This window comes from Pseudomonas sp. IT-P4 (assembly GCF_949767755.1).
In the GTDB taxonomy this organism is placed as follows: Bacteria; Pseudomonadota; Gammaproteobacteria; order Pseudomonadales; family Pseudomonadaceae; genus Aquipseudomonas; species Aquipseudomonas monachiensis.
The window spans coordinates 19,237-37,939 of sequence record NZ_CATKPX010000100.1 but is presented as its reverse complement, the minus strand read 5'-3'; the positions used below and the strand labels follow the sequence as shown (position 1 = coordinate 37,939).

15 protein-coding genes are annotated in these 18,703 nt (G+C 60.2%); 7 read left to right on the top strand and 8 right to left on the bottom strand.

What is annotated here, in order from left to right; all coding sequences use genetic code 11:
- Window positions 1–121 precede the first annotated feature (121 nt).
- From ACM6IT_RS27210 to ACM6IT_RS27200, 3 genes are read right to left on the bottom strand one after another with little or no spacing between them, the layout of a single operon-like run.
- Window positions 122–1,069, bottom strand: coding sequence for an HlyD family secretion protein (locus ACM6IT_RS27210; protein WP_056724719.1), 948 nt, complete (start codon window positions 1,067–1,069; stop codon window positions 122–124).
- A 4-nt stretch (window positions 1,070–1,073) separates the two neighbouring features.
- A complete protein-coding gene (locus tag ACM6IT_RS27205; RefSeq protein WP_414919040.1) occupies window positions 1,074–1,274 on the bottom strand; it encodes a DUF1656 domain-containing protein in 201 nt (66 codons plus the stop codon).
- On the bottom strand, window positions 1,264–3,399 hold the full coding sequence (locus ACM6IT_RS27200; protein WP_414919039.1) for an FUSC family protein: 2,136 nt from the start codon (window positions 3,397–3,399) through the stop codon (window positions 1,264–1,266). Before ACM6IT_RS27200 ends, ACM6IT_RS27205 begins: the two co-directional genes overlap by 11 nt.
- A gap of 183 nt (window positions 3,400–3,582) precedes the next feature.
- Here ACM6IT_RS27200 and ACM6IT_RS27195 point away from each other — a divergent pair, with 183 nt between their 5' ends.
- The 3 genes from ACM6IT_RS27195 to ACM6IT_RS27185 all read left to right on the top strand — a co-directional run bounded on the left by ACM6IT_RS27195 (window position 3,583) and on the right by ACM6IT_RS27185 (window position 7,924).
- Window positions 3,583–4,638, top strand: a complete 1,056-nt coding sequence (locus ACM6IT_RS27195) for a tetratricopeptide repeat protein (protein ID WP_056724713.1) — start codon at window positions 3,583–3,585, stop codon at window positions 4,636–4,638.
- Window positions 4,639–4,754: 116 nt separating this feature from the next.
- The gene (locus ACM6IT_RS27190) at window positions 4,755–6,257 is read left to right on the top strand and encodes an ATPase domain-containing protein (RefSeq protein WP_056724711.1); all 1,503 of its coding nucleotides are present in this window, start codon (window positions 4,755–4,757) and stop codon (window positions 6,255–6,257) included.
- Window positions 6,254–7,924, top strand: coding sequence for a response regulator (locus tag ACM6IT_RS27185; RefSeq protein ID WP_056724709.1), 1,671 nt, complete (start codon window positions 6,254–6,256; stop codon window positions 7,922–7,924). The genes ACM6IT_RS27190 and ACM6IT_RS27185 overlap by 4 nt, the downstream gene beginning before the upstream one ends.
- A 4-nt stretch (window positions 7,925–7,928) precedes the next feature.
- Here the strand turns inward: ACM6IT_RS27185 and ACM6IT_RS27180 are convergent, their stop codons facing one another.
- The 5 genes from ACM6IT_RS27180 to ACM6IT_RS27160 form a co-directional block, all read right to left on the bottom strand.
- Complete coding sequence (locus ACM6IT_RS27180; RefSeq protein ID WP_007970583.1) at window positions 7,929–8,306, bottom strand: response regulator; 378 nt, start codon at window positions 8,304–8,306, stop codon at window positions 7,929–7,931.
- Window positions 8,307–8,383: 77 nt separating this feature from the next.
- Window positions 8,384–9,565 carry an ATP-binding protein gene (locus ACM6IT_RS27175; RefSeq protein WP_414919038.1) on the bottom strand — a complete coding sequence of 394 codons (1,182 nt, stop codon included), beginning with the start codon at window positions 9,563–9,565 and terminating at the stop codon, window positions 8,384–8,386.
- Window positions 9,559–10,152, bottom strand: coding sequence for a chemotaxis protein CheB (locus ACM6IT_RS27170; protein ID WP_414919037.1), 594 nt, complete (start codon window positions 10,150–10,152; stop codon window positions 9,559–9,561). Before ACM6IT_RS27170 ends, ACM6IT_RS27175 begins: the two co-directional genes overlap by 7 nt.
- Window positions 10,149–10,982 (bottom strand): CheR family methyltransferase, encoded by an 834-nt coding sequence (locus ACM6IT_RS27165; RefSeq protein ID WP_056724701.1) that lies wholly within the window; start codon window positions 10,980–10,982, stop codon window positions 10,149–10,151. The genes ACM6IT_RS27170 and ACM6IT_RS27165 overlap by 4 nt, the downstream gene beginning before the upstream one ends.
- A complete protein-coding gene (locus ACM6IT_RS27160) occupies window positions 10,982–14,473 on the bottom strand; it encodes a response regulator (RefSeq protein WP_414919036.1) in 3,492 nt (1,163 codons plus the stop codon). The genes ACM6IT_RS27165 and ACM6IT_RS27160 overlap by 1 nt, the downstream gene beginning before the upstream one ends.
- A 246-nt stretch (window positions 14,474–14,719) precedes the next feature.
- On the opposite strand from ACM6IT_RS27160, the gene ACM6IT_RS27155 reads away from it, so the two are divergent.
- The 4 genes from ACM6IT_RS27155 to ACM6IT_RS27140 all read left to right on the top strand — a co-directional run bounded on the left by ACM6IT_RS27155 (window position 14,720) and on the right by ACM6IT_RS27140 (window position 18,419).
- A complete protein-coding gene (locus tag ACM6IT_RS27155) occupies window positions 14,720–15,082 on the top strand; it encodes a response regulator (protein ID WP_056724696.1) in 363 nt (120 codons plus the stop codon).
- A 74-nt stretch (window positions 15,083–15,156) separates the two neighbouring features.
- Entirely contained in the window at window positions 15,157–16,455 is a 1,299-nt protein-coding gene (locus ACM6IT_RS27150; protein ID WP_414914436.1) for a glycosyltransferase, read from the top strand.
- 106 nt (window positions 16,456–16,561) lie between these two features.
- Entirely contained in the window at window positions 16,562–17,452 is an 891-nt protein-coding gene (locus ACM6IT_RS27145; RefSeq protein WP_414914435.1) for a phospholipase, read from the top strand.
- A 61-nt stretch (window positions 17,453–17,513) separates the two neighbouring features.
- Window positions 17,514–18,419 carry an AraC family transcriptional regulator gene (locus tag ACM6IT_RS27140; RefSeq protein WP_414914434.1) on the top strand — a complete coding sequence of 302 codons (906 nt, stop codon included), beginning with the start codon at window positions 17,514–17,516 and terminating at the stop codon, window positions 18,417–18,419.
- Window positions 18,420–18,703 lie beyond the last annotated feature (284 nt).

Below are 18,703 nucleotides of genomic sequence, written 5' to 3'. Positions count from 1 at the left end.
TTTGCACACAATACATATCCCTGTAGGAGCTGCCGAAGGCTGCGATCTTTTGACCTTTTTGTGTACTTGACCCGCGAAGATCAAAATCAAAAGATCGCAGCCTTCGGCAGCTCCTACAGGGTTAGCGCTGTTCTTCGACGGTCACAGTAGCCGTGGTCCCGGCGCGCAGGTTGTTTTTACCCGCATAGTCGGCATCTATCTCGATCCGCACCGGTACCCGTTGCGCCAGTTTGATCCAGGTGTAACTGGGGTTGATGCTGGCCAGCAGGCGACCGCCCGGCAGGTTTTCCCGGTCGGCAATGGCGAAGGCAATGCTCTGCACTTTGCCGCCAAATGTCTCGCCACTCATCAACTCGATCCTGACTAGGTCGCCCTCCCCGATCCGCGGCAACTTGGTTTCTTCGAAGTAACCGCTGACATAGAACGATTCGCTGTCCACCAGCGCCAGCAAGGGTCCGCCGGCCGAGGCGTAATCACCCTCCCGGGTCAGCAGATTGGTAACATAGCCGGTCACCGGTGAAACCACGTGGGTACGCTGCAAGTCGAGCTCGGACTGGGTCAAGGCCGCAATGGCCAGTTGCACGTTGGCCTGGGCCAACACCATATTGGCCTGGTTACGCAGCAAGTCGGCCTGGGCCACCGATACATCGGTGTTGGCCTTCTCCCACTCTTCGCCGGAAATCGCCGAACGATCCTTGAGCGTGCGCCGGCGCTGCTCCTCGCTCTGACGTTGCTTGAGCAACGCTTCGCTGGCGATGATGGCCGCCTGGGCCTGCCCGAGCGAGGCTTTCGCCACCTCCACCGCGCGCTTGGCGTGCTCCACCGCCAGGGTGTAACGCGCCGGGTCGATCTCCAGCAGCGCCTGGCCTTTGTTCACATGCTGGTTGTCCTGTACGGCCAGGCTGACGATTCGCCCCGATACGTCGGCGGACAAGGTCACCACATCGGCACGCACTCGCGCATCCCGGGTCCAGGGCGCACGGGTGTAATGCTCCCAGGCGAACCAGCCCAGGATAAAGGCCAGCAGTACCACCGCCACCGTCGTGAGTCGGGAAAGGATGTTCTTCATGGCATCAAGCTCCCATCACCAGAATCAACGTGGCGCAGACGCAGGCGTAAAGCGCGCCTTCGAACAACGCCTCGTGCCAGACGAACTGCAGCACGCCGAGGCGCCGCAACGCCCAGTCCAGCAGCAGGAAAATCGGCAGGCCCAGCAGCAGCGCCTGGGCAATCGGGGGCAGATAGGCACCGCCCACTTCAAGATCAATGGGCAAGGACAGGGTCTCCTTCAAGGCCTGAGGGTTGAAAGTAGCCGCGATAGCGTTCGACGAACGACACCACGATCAACAGCGCCACACGCATGCGGAACACCGACCACAAGTGCTCATGGACATCGGTATGCAGGGCATCCAGGTCGTCGCCCAGGGTGTGCAGGCTATCGAGCACCTGCGCCACTTCGACCCCGGGCCGGCCGGCGACCAGCCTGCCGGTTTCCCGGACTGTCGAAAACAGGCGACTTTGCAGATCGGGAGTCAGCAATGCGTTGTTCTGCCCCTGCTGCCTGAGCTGATTCAAGGCAATACCCAATGCCATGCAGGCCAGGCTGACTTGAAACAGCTCGCGCGAGTGTGGCTCCCGGGTCGCCGGCAGCAGCCCCAGCATCATGGTCAGGCGATCAACCATGCGGCTCTCGAAGGCAAACTGCTGTTCATCGCTCGCCGAGGTTTTCAGCAAGGCGTACACCTGCTCGCCGTTCTCTTTGTGGAGCCGGCGCATGCGCAAATCCGGCATGAACGGAAAGATCAGCGCATAGACACTCAACGCCAGTGCGGTCGCGCAGGTATAGGCACCCGCAAACTCAAACCACTGGGTGGCGGTGTTTTGCCCAATCCCCACGTTCAACGGGCCGAGCAACAGAAAGGTCGTGAGCCCCAGGCCAATGCCGGTACCGGTGGTGGCTGGACTGGCCAGCCCCACCGCGACCGCGTAGAGCAAGGGCGCCAGCAGCAAGGCCAGCATCTCGAAATTGCTGATCATCGGCACAAACATGAACTGAAGGAGCGCCGAGGCCACCAGTGCCAGCCCGAACCCCCTGGCATAGCTTTGCACCGCCAGCAGCGGCCGGGGAAACGTCGACATCAGCGAACACAGGATGCCCACCAGCACCATTCCGCCTCGGGCACCGTCCCAACCGGTTTCGATCCAGATCAGGCCGGCGATCAACAGCGCGCAAAAGGCCCGGACGGCATTCATGGTCGCCAGGGTGAAGTCCAGGTGCAGCGGGTTTTCCCGCCCGCGATACACGCTGCTGGCCGGTCGCCCGCTCTGGATGGCATCACTCAATTCCAGAATCTGCTCCAATTGCTGCAACAGACGCGCCTGCTCCCAGCGCAGCGACCAGGCCAGCGAACGCAAGGTGGCCGGCAGCGGTTCGGTCAATTGTTCGGCCCTGTAGGCCAGCTCATCAAAGCGTTGTTGCAGCGAGGTGAAATGCTGGCGCTTGTCACTGGACAGCGAACGGCCCTCCCGCGCCAGTTCATCGAGAAAGGCCAGCTCTTCGCCGCGCAACCGTTGAATCTCTTCAGGCAACTCGCCCTCCCAGCGCTCGGTCAACAACAGACGCTGGTGGCGCAAGGCGGTCAACCGCGCGGTCAATAGCACCAATTGGTTGCCCAACAGTTGCACCAGACCGTTGGCACTGCGCAAGCGCGGAGCATCGAAGTACAGGTGCCGGCGCACGCCTTCCAGGCCGCTGATCTGGCCCAGCAGCTGCATTTGCCGCTGCTGGAACTCGGCTTCGCTCTCTTCGGTGCGGATGACGGCGCTGGCGTGGGTGGCCAGCAACCGGGTGATTTGATCGATCCTGGCGAAGTAATCCCGGGCCACGGCTTGTGGCCTGGCGGTGAGCAGGCTGACCACGCACACGCAGGCAACCGCCAGCAGCGTCTCGGTGACACGGGTGACCGCCAGCAAAAACATGCCGTCCGGGTCCGGCACCGCCAGCAAGGCCACCACCACGGCGGTGTAGCCGCTGAGGACAAACGCCCCGGAACTGGTATAGCGCAACAGGGTGCCACCGGCGGTGCACAGCGCCAGCCACAGCGCCAGGGTGGTGATGAATGGCAGCGGCGCCTGGGGAAAGATCGCCATGATCAGCACCGCCACGGCCGCGCCCACCGTGGTGCCGATCACCTGGCCAAAGCTGCGGGCCAGCACCATGCCGCCAAGGGGCTGGCTGATGATGACCACGGCCATGATCGACCACTTGGGCTGGTCCAGGTCGAACAAAAACGCCAGGTACAGGGTCAACAATCCGGCTGCGATGGTTCGCAGGGCAAACAGCAACACCCCGGGCCCGGGGTTGAGAATGGCCTTGAAGTACTGTAACAACCCTTGCATGGAAGCACCCGTCGAGACACCTCCAGCAAGCGTAGTCACTGCCGCGCTGCCTCGAGAGGTTTTGCTGTCGACGCAGCTTGCTGGTCCATTGAATCGTCAGTGAACGTCGTCAAGGTTTGACTCAAAGCCTGGCCTGACCGAAGCTGGCGCCTTTGCAAAGCTTGCCAGCTTCCGGATTCCTGCATGCCCAAGTCCCGCCGCCTCCTGTTTATCAGCGTCTTCGCCCTGCTCGTCATCGGCCTTGTGTGGTTCTCCCTGCGCGATACCACCCCGGTGGTTCCCGAAGCCATCCAGCATGGCTACAGCGAAGCGCTGGCGGCTGCCCGGGGCGGTCAACCGGGTGCCGCGCGGGTGCTCTACCAGCAATTGGCCCGTCCGGACCTGTCCCCCAAGCGGCGTATCTGGTTGCATGCCGAGCTGCCCAACTATCCAAGCTCGGTGGCCCTGAAGCTGGCGGATGCCGACTTGCAGAACGAGTCGCCCGAAGTACGTATCGCGGCGATCAGGAGTATCAGTGGCCTGGTACCGAACGGCCAGCGCAGTCTGCTGCTGGGGCCATTGCTCGATGACAGCGAACAAAGCGTGCGGCTGGCGGCGATCAACGCGCTGCTGGGGTTGTCCCCGGATGAACTGGGTTTGTATTTCGGGCCGCTGGAACAAGCCATCGATGCCTGGGAACAAGTGCTCAAGAGCGAGCCGCAAAGCGCCGCAAACCAATTCCAACTGGCCCGGTTGCACCTGCACAACGCCGAGCTCAAGCAAGCGCAACAGGCGCTGGATAACACCCTGCGCCTGGCGCCGGAGAACCTGCCGGCGCTAGTGCTGCAAATCGAGGTGCTGGATAAACAGGGCCAGAACGACGCCGCCCGGCAGCTGTTGGCCAGGCAACTGCAGACACAACCCAACTCGGCCTACCTGCAACACGCGCTGGGGCTCTGGCTGCTGCATCACGAGCAAAGCGAATTCGCCCTGCTCGGCCTGTCCAAGGCCGTAGAGCTTGAGCCTGACAACCGGGATTACCGCTACGACCTGGCCACCACGTTGCACGGTGAACATGAGCTCGAAGCGGCACAGAACCAGTTGCAGGAAGTCGTTCAGCGCCATCCGAACGATCGCAAGGCCCGGGTGCTGCTGATCAATTACTGGAAGGAAAGCGGGCAGCTGCAAAACGTGCAGATCCTGTTGGCCCAACTCGAACAGATGAACCCCGATGATCCGGCGTTGCAACAAGGGCTTTGACCCCGACTGAAATTTCGTTGAACCGTCGTCCTGGCCAAGGGTCAAGTGAACAAGCAGCCCGTTGCGGCACTTCGCAGCGGCTGCTTCGTTGACCCTGGCCATATGAGGACGCTTGTTTGTCTCTATCCGACGATTTGAACCAAGCCAAGGCCGCCACCGGTATCGAAGGTCTGGACGATATCCTCGACGGCGGATTGTCCCGCGGACATGTGTTTTTGCTCGAAGGCGAGCCGGGCACCGGCAAGACCACCGTGGCGCTGCACTTCCTGCTGGCGGGCGCGCAAGTCGGTGAACGCTCGTTGTACATCACGCTGTCCGAGACCGAACGCGAACTGCGCCAAGGCGCCTTGTCCCATGGCTGGGAGATGGACGAAAACGTCCATATCTTCGAGCTGACGCCCCCGGAAAGCCTGCTCAATGCCGAACAGCAGCAGACACTGCTCTACTCCTCCGACCTGGAACTTGGCGAAGCCACCCGCCAGATCTTCGAAGTGGTCGAGCGGCTCAAGCCGACCCGCGTTGTCCTGGACAGCCTTTCGGAGATTCGCCTGCTGGCGCAAAGCTCGCTGCGCTACCGCCGGCAGATTCTGGCCATCAAGCACTATTTCGTGCGTTACGATGCCACAGTGCTGCTGCTCGATGACCTGACCGCCGAGTCCCTCGACAAAACCGTGCACAGCGTGGCCCACGGCGTGATTCGCCTGGAAGAACTGACGCCAAACTACGGCGCCGAGCGACGTCGCATCCGCGTGGTCAAGTACCGTGGCCAGAAGTACCGCGGCGGCTTCCATGACTTCACCATCATGGGCGACGGCGTGCATGTATTCCCGCGCCTGGTGGCTGCCGAACATCGCGGTCAATACCTGCGTCAGCAATTGACCAGCGGCATCCGGGAAATGGATGCGCTGCTGGGCGGTGGTATCGAAACCGGTTCCAGCACCTTGATCCTCGGTCCGGCAGGGACCGGCAAATCGCTGATCTCCATGGTGTTCGCCGCCGCAGCCGTGGCTCGGGGCGAAAAAGCCGCGCTGTTCATTTTCGATGAAGAGTTGGGGTTGCTGTTCGAGCGCATGAAGAACATCGGCATCGACCTGCAGGCCCTGCAAGACAGCGGCAATTTGCTGATCGAACAAGTGGACGCGGCTGAACTGTCCCCCGGCGAGTTCTCCCACCGGGTCCGGCGCTGCGTTGACGAAGGCAATATCAAGACTGTGGTGATCGACAGCATCAACGGCTATCAGGCGGCGATGCCGGAAGAAAACGCCCTGGTGCTGCACATGCACGAGTTGCTGCTGTACCTCAATCGCCAAGGCGCCGCGACCTTCATGACGGTGGCCCAGCACGGCCTGGTCGGCGATATGCAGGCGCCGGTGGACATCACTTACCTGGCCGATACGGTCATTCTGCTGCGTTACTTCGAAGCCCTGGGCAAGGTGCGCCGGGCCATTTCGATCATCAAGAAGCGTACCGGCAGCCATGAGTCGACCATCCGTGAATACCGCATCAGCGGCCTGGGCATGACCATCGGCGAACCGCTGGAAGCCTTCCAGGGCGTATTGCGTGGCGTCCCCACCTATCTCGGGGCCAGCAACCCGTTGCTCGCGGATGAAATCCGGTGACGGCCATGCTAGCCACGCCCGAACGCACAATCATCCTTGCACCGCGAGGGCGCGATGGCCAGATCGCCCTGATGATGCTCAACGAGGCCGGGTTTCACGGGGTGATCAGCTCCGACCTGCCAGGATTGTGCGCCGAACTGGAACAGGGGGCCGGCCTGCTGCTGATCTCCTCCGAGGCACTATTGGGTGCCGATCTGGAACCGCTGATCCGCCTGATCGAACACCAGCCCGCCTGGTCGGATCTGCCGATCGTGGTGATGACGCACCACGGTGGCCCGCAACAGGACCTGGCATCACGCTTCGGCCCGCAATTGGGCAACGTCACCTTCCTTGAGCGGCCGTTTCACCCGGTCACACTGATCAGCCTGGTCACCACGGCCCTGCGCGGGCGGCGACGACAGTATGAAGCCAGGGACCGGCTGATCGACCTGAGCCAGAGCGAATTGCGCCTGCAGAATACCCTCGAAACCCTTGAGCAACAGGTGGAAGAGCGCACGGCGCAACTGCGTCACAACGAAGAGGCATTGCGTCAGTCGCAGAAAATGGAAGCCGTCGGCCAGCTCACCGGCGGCATCGCCCATGACTTCAACAACATGCTGACCGGTATCATCGGCAGTCTGGAGTTGTTGCGCCGACGCCTGGCCCGGGGGCGAACCGAAGACCTCGACAGCCTGATCGACCTGGGGGTGACGTCGGCCAACCGCGCGGCGGGCCTGACCCACCGCCTGCTGGCGTTTTCCCGGCGCCAGTCGCTGGATTCGAAACCCGTGGAGATGAACAGTCTGGTGATCTCCATGGATGAACTGCTGCAACGCAGCATCAACGAAACCATTCGCCTGGACATGCAACTGGACGAGCAACTGTGGGTGGCCGAAGCCGACCCCAATCAACTGGAAAGCGCCCTGCTCAACCTGGTGATCAATGCACGCGATGCCATGCCCAATGGCGGACGGCTGCTGGTCTCGACCGCGAACCAGCACTTTGACGAGGACTTCACCCAGGGCCAGAACAGTCTCGATGCGGGTGACTACGTGGTGCTCAGCGTCACCGACACCGGCTGTGGCATGCCGCAAAGCACCATCAACCGCGCCTTCGACCCCTTCTTCACCACCAAGCCCATCGGCCAGGGCACCGGGCTGGGGTTATCGATGATCTATGGTTTCAGCAAGCAGTCGGGAGGTCACGTCGCCATCCACAGCGTCGTGGGCGAAGGCACCACGGTGAGCCTGTTCCTGCCACGCTTTAGTGGAGACCTGCCCCTGGAGCGTCCATTGGACGTCGAACATTCACCTTTGGCCAAGCATGGCGAGACGGTGTTGATCGTCGAGGACGACCCGGCGGTGCGGGTGCTGGTCAGCACGGTGTTGAGCGACCTGGGGTATGCCTACGTCGAGGCCTGTGATGGCGATAGCGCGGTGCCGATACTCGACTCGGCCCAGCGCATCGACCTGCTGATCAGCGATGTCGGCCTGCCCGGCATGAATGGCCGGCAACTGGCGGAAATCGGCCGGCAACTGCGACCCGACCTCAGGGTGCTGTTCATCACCGGCTACGCCGAGCACGCCGCAGTGCGCGGCGGGTTCCTTGATCCGGGCATGCAGATGATCACCAAGCCGTTTACCTTCGACCTGTTGACGGCGAAGGTCAGGGAGATGATCAGCGCCTGAGCGCTCAGGAAAGCATGTCCTGCATCAGTTCCTGCAATTTATCCAGATCGAAGGGTTTGTCGAGGATCGGCGCCTTGCGGGTGATCGGGCTGTCGGTCTCACGGATTTCCTGGGCATAGCCACTGATGAAAATCACCTTGAGCTCCGGTCGCAGCTTCACGGCGGGCTCGGCGATCTGCACGCCGGAGATTCCCCCGGGCAGGCGGAAGTCGGTGATCATCATGTCCAGGTGCGGTTTGCTCGCCAGGATCTCGAAAGCCTGCTCGCCGTTTTCGGCCTGCAACACGCGGTAACCCTCGCCCGACAGATAAGCGGACAGCACCATCAGAATCGAGGGATCGTCCTCGACGACGAGTACTACATCTTGTGCATCTTCGCTCATGGGAAGCCTTTGTTCGGTCAATTGCTGCTGATACGACCGTGGTGTCGATCAGAGGTTGCGTTTACCTGGCTGTTTTCCTACAGCGGCAGACAAACGCGAAACAAGGCGCCTTCGCCAATCCTGCTCTGGACGGTAATAGTACCGCCATGGGCGGCCACAATCTGCTCAGAAATAAACAATCCCAGACCCAGTCCGGCGACGGCGTGCCTGGCCGATACCCGCTCGAACTGCTGGAAGATCCGCTTCTGGTTTTCCTCGCTGATGCCGATCCCTTGATCCTGAACATCCACCAGTGCCTGGCCACCCTCACTGTAGACCTTCACCGCGATCGGGCTCTTGGCCCCGTAGCGCAAGGCGTTGGTCAACAGGTTGGAAATGACCTGTTCAATACGAAACTCATCCCAGTTTCCGATCACCGGTTGCGCGGCATCGAGCGAAACCGAAGCCTCTGCGGCGTCGATCTGCTGGGAGAAGTTGTGCAGCACGTCGCGAACCAGCGTCGAAAGATCAACGCGCTTGGGCCGGATCGACAACTTGCCGGTACGGATGCGCGAGACATCGAGCATGTCTTCGATCAAGCGAATGAGGCTTTTGATCTGCCGCTCGTCGCGGTCGACCATGGCATGCATCTTGTCCAGGGTGAAGGCGGCGGCGTTGTCCCGGGCCAGGTGCATCTTGCGCAGCTGGGTCTCAAGGATCAGACCGTTGAGCGGCGTGCGCACTTCGTGGGCGACAATGGACATGAAGTCATCGCGCATGCGCACCGCCTGCTCCAGTTCCAGCTGGGTGTTTTGCAGTTGCTCGAGCAGCGCTTCCTGTTCGCGACGGCTTTGCTCAAGGGCCAGCACTTGTTCCTTCATCGCCTTGCTCTGGCGATACAGGTCAACGAACACATTGACCTTGCTCTTGACCGCCTGGATGTCCAGCGGCTTGTGCAGGAAGTCCACGGCTCCGCTTTCATAGCCCTTGAACGCATAGTTCAGTTCACGCCCGGCGGCGCTGACGAAAACGATCGGGATGTTCCTGGTCTTTTCCGTGCCGCGCATCAACTCGGCCAGCTCGAAGCCATTCATGCCGGGCATCTGCACATCGAGGATGGCCAAGGCGAACTCGTGTTCCAACAGCAGGGACAAGGCTTCGTCGGCGGACAGCGCCTTGTACACGATGCGGTCTTCACGCTTGATCAGCGCTTCGAGCGCCAGCAGATTCTCCGGCAGATCGTCCACGATCAGCAGTTTGGCCTGGATATTACTCAACATGCGATTCGTTCCAGTTCGACAAGCAAACGGCCGATGCCGCGTACAGGAAGTATGTGGTCCGGCTGGTGCATGTCCAGCGCGGCCTGGGGCATGGTGGCAACCTGAGCCTCCCGCGGGTCCTGCACGATGGTCATGCCACCGCGCTGCTTGACCTGAGCCAGGCCGCGCGCGCCATCGCAGTTGGCGCCGGTAAGCAACACTGCAGCCAGATGGGCGCCGTACGCATCGGCGGCCGATTCGAACAGGTAATCGATGGCGGGTCGCGAATGATGCAAACGAGGCTCCAGGCTCAGCGAAAAGCTGCGGTCCCGCTCCACTGACAGGTGATAACCGGGCGCGGCGAAATACAGCGTGCCGGCCTCGACCGGGGTCTTGTCGCACGCTTCCAGCACCGGCAGGGCAACCCGGCGGGAAAACACGTCCGCCAGCTGGCTGCGGCGCTCGTCCGGCATGTGCAGCACGACAATGATCGGCAGTGCGAAGCCTTCGCGCAGCGGGCCGAGGATGCTCAACAGCGCCTCGACGCCACCGGCGGAGGCACCGATCACGATCGCTTCGATCGCCGGTAATTTCCTTGCACTGTTCATGTTTTTCGATAAATCCGTTCTTGTTTGACCAACGGCTCGAACTGATCGCCGAAGGCTGAGAAATCCGGGGTTTCCTTACTGCCCAGCACCAAAAAACCGCGATGACAGAGGGACTCATGAAACAGTCCGAATGCCCGATCCTGAAGTTTTTTATTAAAATAAATCAATACGTTACGACATGAAATTAATTGAGTTTCCGAGAATACGCTGTCCGTCGCCAGGCTGTGATCGGCGAAGGTCACGTTCTCGCGCAGTGTCTTGTCGAAAATCGCGTACCCATAGGCCGCCGTATAGTAGTCGGCAAACGAACTCTGGCCACCGGCCTGCTGATAATTAGCAGTGTAGGCGCGGACGTTCTCCATCGAGAAAATCCCTTGCTTGGCCTTTTCCAGCGAGCGCGGATTGATATCGGTTGCATAGATGATCGTGCGGTCCAGCAGGCCTTCTTCGCGCAGCAGAATGGCCATTGAATACACCTCTTCTCCGGTGCTGCATCCAGCGATCCAGACCTTGATCGAGGGATAGGTTCGCAGCAACGGCACCACTTCCTTGCGGATGGCCAGGAAGTGCGAGGGGTCGCGAAACATCTCGCTGACCGGAATGGTCAGCAATTGCAGCAGTTGCATGAACGCGGCGGGATCGTGCAGGACCTTATCCTGCAATGCCGAGATGGTGTTGCACTCCAACTGGCTCAACGCATGGTTGACCCGGCGTTTGATCGAAGCGCCGGAGTAATCGCGAAAATCGTAGCTGTACTTGAGATAGATCGCCTCGATCAACAACCGCAGTTCGATTTCGCTGTTTCGCTCCACTGGGAAATTGCGCTCCACTAGATCCGTTCCATCTTCGGTAACCACACACGGATCAGCGAAAACAGGCGATCGAGGTCAATGGGCTTGGCCAGGTAATCGTTGGCGCCGGCCTGCAGGCAGCGCTCCTGATCGTCCTTCATGGCCTTGGCCGTCACCGCGATGATCGGCAGCTTGCGCCAGCGCGGGTCCTTGCGGATTTCAACGGTGGCTTCAAAGCCATCCATTTCCGGCATCATCACGTCCATCAACACCAGATCGATGTCTTGCACCTCATTGAGTCGTTCTATCGCTTCGCGGCCATTGCGGCCAATGACCACGACTGCGCCCTTATGCTCCAGCGCACTGGTGAGGGCGAAAATGTTGCGCACATCGTCATCCACCAGCAGCACCTTGCGGCCTTCAAAGACCTTGTCGCGGCTGCGGGCGACCTTGAGCATCTTCTGTCGATCATGGGACAACCGTGATTCGACTTTGTGCAGAAAAAGCGTCACCTCATCCAGCAACCGCTCTGGCGAGCGTGCGCCCTTGATGATGATCGAACGCGAATACTTGCGTAGTTCGGCTTCTTCATCCCGGGTCAGGTTGCGCCCGGTATAGACGATGACCGGCGGAAAGGAGCAGATGTCTTCGGTGGACATGCGCTTGAGCAGGTCATTGCCGAGCATGTCCGGCAACTTGAGGTCGATGATCATGCAATCGAAGACCGACGTGCGCAGCAGGTCCAGCGCCTCCTGCGCCAGGCCAACGGCGGCGATCTCGATGTCATCGTCGCCGATCAGGCGGGCAATGCTATCGCGCTGCAAGTCATCGTCCTCGACCAGCAGCACGCGCTTTACCTTCTGGGTCAGCTTGGCCTCGAGGCGTGCAAACACCTCCTTGAGTTCCTCGCGGCTGGTCGGTTTGACCGCATAGCCAATGGCACCCATGTGCATCGCCGCCTCGACCCGGTCTTCGACTGAAATCACATGCACCGGAATGTGTCGGGTTTCGGCGTGCTCCTTCAAACGTTGCAGCACGGTCAGGCCGGAATGATCCGGCAGGCGCATATCCAGCAGGATCGCATCGGGGATGAACGCCTTGGCCAGCTCGTAGCCTTCATCGGCACCGTGGGCCACCAGGCATTGATAACCCAGTTCATGGGCCAGATCGTAGAGGATGTGGGCAAAGTTCGGCTCGTCCTCCACCACCAGAATGCAGCGGGTGGTGAACGGACCCTTGTGGCGATCGTCATCGAAACGCGGAATGTCGACTTCGGCCACCCGTGGCGACAACGTGGGCGTCGACACACTCGACGCCGCCACCACTGGAGCGGCTCGCATCGGTTCGACAGGCACTTCGCCCGGTTCCACGTATTGCCGCGGCAAGACCAGGGTAAATACACTGCCCTGCCCCGGCGTGCTGCTCACGCTGATGGAACCGCCGAGCAAGGCCGCCAGGTCTCGGGAGATCGACAAACCCAGCCCCGTGCCGCCGTAGCGCCGGTTGGTGGTGCCATCGGCCTGACGGAACGCTTCGAAGATGCTTTCGTGATGATCCACCTCGATGCCGATCCCGGAATCGCCGATGCTGAACGCGATGCCGTCGCTCGGCGCCGAGGCGACGGACAGGCTGACGCTGCCGCTTTCCGTGAATTTCACGGCGTTGGACAACAGGTTCTTGAGCACTTGCTCCAGGCGCTGGCGGTCGGTGAACAGCATCAGCGGTGCGCCGTCCTGAATATCCACCTGGAAATCCAGCTGCTTGTCCGTGGCCAATGGCTGGAACAGGCCGCGCAGGCCATCCACCAGACGCGCCACGCTGGTGTTCTCCGGATGGATCTCCAGCTTGCCGGCCTCGACTTTGGAAATGTCCAGAATGTCGTTGATCAGGTGGAGCAAGTCATTGCCGGCGCAGTAGATCGACTCGGCGAACTTCACTTGCTCGGCGGTGAGGTTTTCTTCCGGGTTTTCCGCCAGCAGCTTGGCCAGGATCAACGAGCTGTTGAGCGGCGTGCGCAACTCGTGGGACATGTTGGCGAGGAATTCGGACTTGTATTTGCTCGATCGCTGCAGTTCTACCGCGCGCTCTTCGAGCTGGATCTGGGCCTGATTGAGTTCGGTATTCTTCAGGTCCATGGCGTCGCGTTGTTCGGCCAGTATTTCTGCCTGCTCGGCGAGTTGTTCGTTGGTCTGCTCCAGCTCCACCTGCTGGGTTTCCAGGTGTGCCTGGGACTCCTTGAGAATCCGCGACTGCTCCTCGAGTTCTTCGTTGGCGGTCTTGAGTTCTTCCTGCTGAACCTGCAATTCTTCGTTGAGTTGCTGGGTTTGGGCCAACACCTCCTGCAAACGCTGGCGATAGCGTGCCGCCTCGATCGAGGTGCCGATGTTGCCGGCTATCAACTCAAGCAATTCAACGTCACGGTCGGTCAGTGGACGCAGGAAGCCCAACTCGATCACGCCATTGACCCGCTCGTCGTCGCTGGTGGGCACCACCAGCACGCTGCGGGGCAAGCCGTCACCGAGGCCGGAGCTGACCTTGAAATAATCCCCCGGCACCTCGTCCAGGCGAATCAGCCGTGCCTGTTGCGCCACCTGGCCGACAATACCTTCGTCGCTGTAGATCTGCTGCTCACGCTCTTCCTGTTCACGGGAAAACCCGTAGGTGGCGATGCGCTTGAGGCCGCCGTGGTCTTCGCGCACATAAATGGCCGCCACGGCGCTGCCCAGGTACTGCGCACAGAATTGCAGGATGTTGCGACCGAGCATGGCCAGGCTCAATTGCCCCAATACCTGCTCGGCCAGTTCGGTCTGGCCGTTGCGCAGCCAGGCCTGTTGCTCCAGACGATGGGCGCTGGCCTGTTGGCCGGCAAGGTTGACGCTGTAGTTCTGCGACAGGGTCATCAAGTCGCGACGCCCGACATACGCCAGCAACCCGCTGACCCCGGCTATGAGCAACAGGTAGAAGCTGATGCTCATGATCGTGGTGCGCCGCACTTCATCATTGCGCGATGCGCGCAACTGTTGCTCGGTGTCGATCACCGCCTCGAACTGCTTGCGAATTTCATCGGTCAGGCGTTTGCCGCGTCCGGCCTTGACCACGGCGCGATAATCGCCGCTGCTGCGCTGCAAATCGATCATCGATTGTGCGTAGCTCGCCCACTCCTGCTGCAAGGCCTGCAACCGCAACAAGCGGTCGGTCTGCACCGGGTTGTCGTCAGTCAGTTCGAGCAAGGTGTTGAGCGCCACGGCGATGCGCGGCTTGGCGGTTTCGTAGGGATCGAGGAAATGTTCATCGCCACTGAGCAGGAAACCGCGCATCCCGGTTTCCAGATCCACGGTCAGCTTGACCGCTTCATTGGCGTTATTGATCACCCGGTCGGTGTGCTCCACCCACTGGATCGTCGACAACAAATAGCTGATCAGCGAGACGAAGAACACGGCGCTGATGAAACCCAGCCCCAACGGCAGGCTGATGTTACGGCTCAGGAGTTTACGAAATCGTTGCTCATCAACCGAGGACGCTGAGGTCATGGGGCAGGCCTTGTCGAACTGTCAGGATGCAAGGAGTTTGCCCCAAAACTGGCACATCGATCCAATTATCTGACATGTTTGCGCGCAAGGTCCTAATTACGCTGTGTCCGCGCTATCCTTGCCTTTCCCGCGCCGTGAAAGCTTTTTCCAACGTGCTGGGAACTTGTCGGGACCCACCACTTACTCATGCAAGAGGCCGGTGATTTCCTGCGACCGGCAATACCAATCTTTTTCGGGAATTCGACCATGTCATCCGCCAACGCTTCCACCATCCTCGTCGTCGAAGACGATGCCATCGTGCGCATGCTGATCGTCGATGTACTGGAGGAACTGGAGTTCAAGGTGCTGGAAGCCGATGGCAGCGAACAGGCGCTGGAGACCCTCAAGGATGTGAACCTACACATTGACCTGATGATGACGGATGTTGGCCTGCCGGTCATGGACGGACGTGAACTGGCCACCCTTGCCCGCACGTTACGTCCCAACCTGCCCATCCTGTTTGCCAGCGGCTATGCCGAAAGCATCGAAGTCCCTGTCGACATGCACGTGATCGGCAAACCCTTCTCCATTGATCAGTTGCGCGACAAGGTCAAAAGCATTCTCGGGTGACCCTGGGCCGCGCTGTGGTTTAATGCGCGCCTTTTTCATCCCCACCCTGTCTTCGCTTCAAGGAACGCCCGTACATGATTGAGTCCCGCGCAACCAAAGTCCTGGTCATTGGTTACGTCTGGCCCGAGCCCCGCTCTTCGGCGGCCAGTGGGCATGTCATGCAGATTCTCGAGGTTTTCCTGGAACAAGGCTGGGACATCACATTCAGCAGCCCGGCAGGCTTCGGCGAGCAACGTGCAGACCTTACTGCGTTGGGTATCCGCGAAGTCCCCATCGAACTGAACAACAGCAGTTTCGATGCTTTCATCAGCGAACTGGCGCCGGACATCGTGCTGTTCGATCAATTCATGATGGAGGAACAGTTCGGCTGGCGGGTCGAGAAGCATTGCCCCGATGCCTTGCGCGTACTCGAAAGCTGCGACCTGCAAAGCCTCAGGCAGGGCCGGCATCAACGCCTCAAGGAGCGTTTGAAGGCCAGTGACGACAACAACGACTTCAGCGATCTGTTCGCCCCCGCGTCGCGTGAAGAGTTCGAACACATGGCCGATACCGATATGGCGAAGCGCGAGATCGCCTCGTTCTATCGTTGTGATTTGACGCTGATGGTTTCCGAAGTGGAAATCGAATTGCTGGTCGAGCAGTTCAGGTTTGCGCGCAACCTGTTGCACTGGTGCCCGTTGATGGTCGATGTTCCGACCCGTGCGCCGGTACCGTTTGAAAACCGGGCACACTTTCTTCATATCGGTAACTTTCGCCACGCGCCCAACTGGGATGCCGTGCTCTGGTTGAAAACCGCTATATGGCCGCTGATTCGCGAGCAGATACCCGGCGCTCAATTGCATATCTACGGTGCCTACACACCACCCAAGGCGACGGCCCTGCATAACCCGGCACAGGGTTTTCATGTGATGAACTGGGCAGAAGACGCCCTGCAAGTCATGTCGTCGGCGCGGGTCTGCATGGCGCCTCTGCGTTTTGGCGCGGGAATCAAGGGCAAGATTGTCGATGCGATGCTCTGTGGCACACCGAATGTGACGACGCCAGTGGGTGCCGAGGCGATGCATGGCGAAGAGGCATGGCCAGGCGCAGTGACCCGTTCGGCACAGGAGTTCGCCGATCATGCCGTGCAACTGCACAACGACAAGACGCGCTGGCTTGATGCCCAGGCGCACGGGCAAACCCTGCTGGCCGGCCGCTACCGCAAATCCGTTCATGGCCCGGCGTTGATCCAGCGGCTGGTCGATTGCCAGCGGGATCTGGCAAACATACGACGAGATAACTTTACCGGCAGCATGTTGCGTCACCACCAGCACAAGAGCACTCAATACATGGCGCAATGGATTGAGGCGAAGAACCGGCTGAATCAGGAGTAGCCCACTTTTCTTGTGCAATACATAGTTACCGCCGTTGCTGTGCCCGACCGGTTAACCTGACCGCTTCACACCCCATGGACGGGGGTGTTTCGCACAAGGAATGGCCATGACCCGCAACACGCGTGGTTTGCTCGACAAGCAAAGCTGGATGAGCAACACCCTCGAGATCGATCAACTCAAACTCACCGATATCGTCTGGCCTGGCGTGCATAACGCCGGCATGGACAAGAAAGCGCCGAACTACGACGTCGTGACCGGCAACTGGACCGCCTGTCAGAACGACACGTTTTCCTGGCAACTGGCCAACGGCGCCCGCGCCTTCGACATCCGTCTGGGCTACAGGGCCGGAGCGGCTCGATCGGGCTTCCACTTTCATCACAACGGCTATCGCTCGCATCGGGTCCTGGACGACTTGATCGACGCGGTGTTGCTGTTCCTCGATCGCAACCCGGACGAATTCATCGTGCTGGACTTCCATCAACTGGCCGATGGCAATAAACCTTTCGATCATCAACGGCTCAATGACTGGCTCGTGCGTCGTCTCGGGCTGCGAGCCGTCCTACCCGGCGACGGACTCAAAACAGTGGGAGAACTGAAAAGCGCCAGCCAGCATCGCCGGGTGATCATGGCGGCACCCGCCGGGCCAGAACTCGATGGCGAATACTTCTGGCCACGCATCCCGCACAAATGGCGCGACAACAGGTTCTCCGCCCCAGCCGAACTGCAACGCTACATCGCGCAGACCCTGGAAGACGCGCCTTACGAAACTTTCCTCTGGTCACTGTCCGCGACCACCTACTCGCTGCTCGGTGGGCCCGGGAATATCAAGCGGCAAATCAACGACTGGTTCAACACCACGGGAAACTGGGTGACGCGTTGCAGCATCATCAGCACCGACTTTTTCGACGAGTCCGACATCGTCCGTTATTGCTGGAGTGCCACCAGCATGAAAGCGGTTTACGGCCGTGCCTTGCATGAACAGACGCACCGGCGGTAGTAGCGCTGGCCCTGCGTCAAGAGGCATGATCCGGGCGGGATAACTACAAAAGCGCCCTGACATGACCCGCACCGCCAGAGTCACCGATCCTTCCTACGAGCTGATGGACGACCACAACGGCTTGTCCATCATCTATCGCCAGCACGGTTTCCCCTGCCCGTTGGTGCGCTGGCATTTCCACAAGGAATACGAGCTGCACCTGATCGTCGCCAGTTCCGGCAAGGTGTTCATCGGCGACTACATCGGCAACTTCTATCCGCAAACCCTGTTCCTGACCGGCCCCAACCTGCCCCACAACTGGATCAGCCAGGTGGCCGAGGATGAAGTGGTGCCAAAACGCGACATGCTGGTCAACTTCACCGACGAGTTGTTCGACAGCGGCTATCAGGTGTTCGCCGAACTCAAGGCCCTGGCACCGCTGCTGGAGCGTGCGCAGTACGGCATCGAGTTTCGCTGCAAGCACACCATCGCCAAGGCGATGGATCTGATGCAGCGCATCGCCGACACGAGCGGTGTGACCCGTCTCGGGAATTTTTTCATTCTGCTGGAGTTGCTCGCGGCCACCGACGACTACCAATTGCTCTCTGGCGCCACGACCCCGCAACTGGCCGACGAACACAACATCGATCGCACCAACCGCGCGGTGGATTACATCTTCGCCCATTACGCCCGGGACTTGACGCTGGAGGAAGTCGCCGAGCACCTGGGCATGAAACCGACGTATTTCAGCCGGGTATTCAAGCAGGCCACCGGGCGCAATTTCATCGAGTTCGTCAATCGCCTGCGCATCAGCAAGTCCTGCGAGTTGCTGGCCGATGGCAACAAGCCGGTGACCGATGTCTGCTTCGAATCGGGCTTCAACAATATTTCCAACTTCAACCGGCGCTTCCAGCAACTCAAGGGCATGACACCTTCTCACTACCGGCGCTTGGTGGTGCAGCGGTTGACCGAGCAAAACCTGGGCTGAAGTCACACCTCAAATCCCTGTGGGAGCGGGCTTGCTCGCTCCCACAGGTACAGCGTTACCCCCTCAAACCTGTACGGATTCAATACCCCTCCTTCGCTGAAAAGCCCTTCCCTGCGTCTACCCCGCAAAACCTCAGTGCAAAAAAGTATCGATCAAAGTGCGATGGATGATTTGTCTCGCCTGCCATTGAAGGATGTAATCAGCACAGATTCTTCCCTGCGCAGGAAGACACAAAAACAATAACTGTCCTTCTGTTTCCCGCCGGGTGCAGAAAAGGAGTGCAC